Consider the following 1110-nt stretch of genomic DNA (forward strand, 5'->3'; position numbering starts at 1 on the left):
CTTGACTCAAGCATTAATGCAGTACGATCTTCAAAGTTAAGATGATGGTATGACAATTTTATATACTCCATAAACCTTTTAAATTAATTAGGTGGTTTATGTCGCACTTCAAGTTTTACTCTGCCCTCAGGAAATCCTGTTTGATAACGCTAAAACGATCATGATTGAACGGGATGCCTATCAGGAGGGGCAGCATAAATGGAACCCCAAACTGCTCGACTGCGCCAAGAAATACAGCTTTCGTCCTCGCGTATGTAAGCCCTACCGTGCACAGACCAAAGGCAAAGTTGAACGCTTTAATGGATACCTCAAATCAAGCTTTATTGTGCCATTGAAAGCAAGCCTGAAGACTTCGGGTTTACTGTTAGATGTTGATGTCGCCAATGCCCACATTGGCCGGTGGCTGCATGAAACCGCCAATCAGCGGATTCATGCCACCACACAAGAAAAACCGGCTGTTCGACTGCAACAGGAGCAGCAAAAATTTACGCCATTACCGCAATCAGATACGGGTTCTGGCACTGTACCTGTTGCAGCAGCAGAGCATGTCATGCCCTACGAGAGTTTGCAGCATCCCTTATCGGTATATGAGCAGTTGCTAGGAGTTTCCTGATGAATCTGCAATACGACCGTATAGAGCAGCTTTGCCAAAAGCTCAATCTGCCTGCCATCGCATCACAATGGTCACATCATGCGCAACAAACATTAGGTCAGGATGGAAGTTATGCCGACTTTGTTGAAGCGATCTTGACGCATGAATATGCTGCCAGGCAACAGCGCAGCCAGCAGGTACTGATGAAACTCTCAGGCCTGCCTCAAGTCAAAACCCTGGAAGACTATGATTTTAATTATGCCCTAGGGGCCCCTAAATCACAGGTGATTGAACTGTTCAATCTGAGCTTTATTGCTAGAGCAGAAAATGTGGTGTTTCTCGGGGCTAGCGGAGTAGGAAAAACTGAACCGTACCGGGTTTGTCGGAGACTTTTTTATTTAAGTTAGGCCACCTGACCTAACGGGTTAATCTTATCATAGTACATTGCTTCAAACTCAAAAGGCGATACATAACCCAGTGCACTGTGTACACGCTTTTTATTGAACCAATATACCCAG

General features: G+C 45.2%; 1 protein-coding gene and 2 pseudogenes. 2 read left to right on the forward strand and 1 reads right to left on the reverse strand.

Annotated elements, in window-relative coordinates; all coding sequences use genetic code 11:
• Window positions 1–124: 124 nt before the first annotated feature.
• Both istA and istB read left to right on the forward strand, forming a co-directional pair.
• Window positions 125–613 (forward strand): annotated as a pseudogene (istA, locus tag MF4642_RS16505) (IS21-like element ISAba8 family transposase); the annotation flags it as partial.
• Window positions 613–957, forward strand: a pseudogene (istB, locus tag MF4642_RS16510) (IS21-like element ISAba8 family helper ATPase IstB); the annotation flags it as partial. The pseudogenes istA and istB, both read left to right, overlap by 1 nt.
• A 38-nt stretch (window positions 958–995) precedes the next feature.
• Here the strand turns inward: istB and MF4642_RS17455 are convergent.
• On the reverse strand, window positions 996–1110 hold a 115-nt coding region (locus tag MF4642_RS17455), incomplete at its 5' end, for an IS3 family transposase (protein WP_413772799.1).

It is taken from the genome of Acinetobacter sp. MF4642, from assembly GCF_002018925.1.
GTDB lineage: Bacteria > Pseudomonadota > Gammaproteobacteria > Pseudomonadales > Moraxellaceae > Acinetobacter > Acinetobacter johnsonii.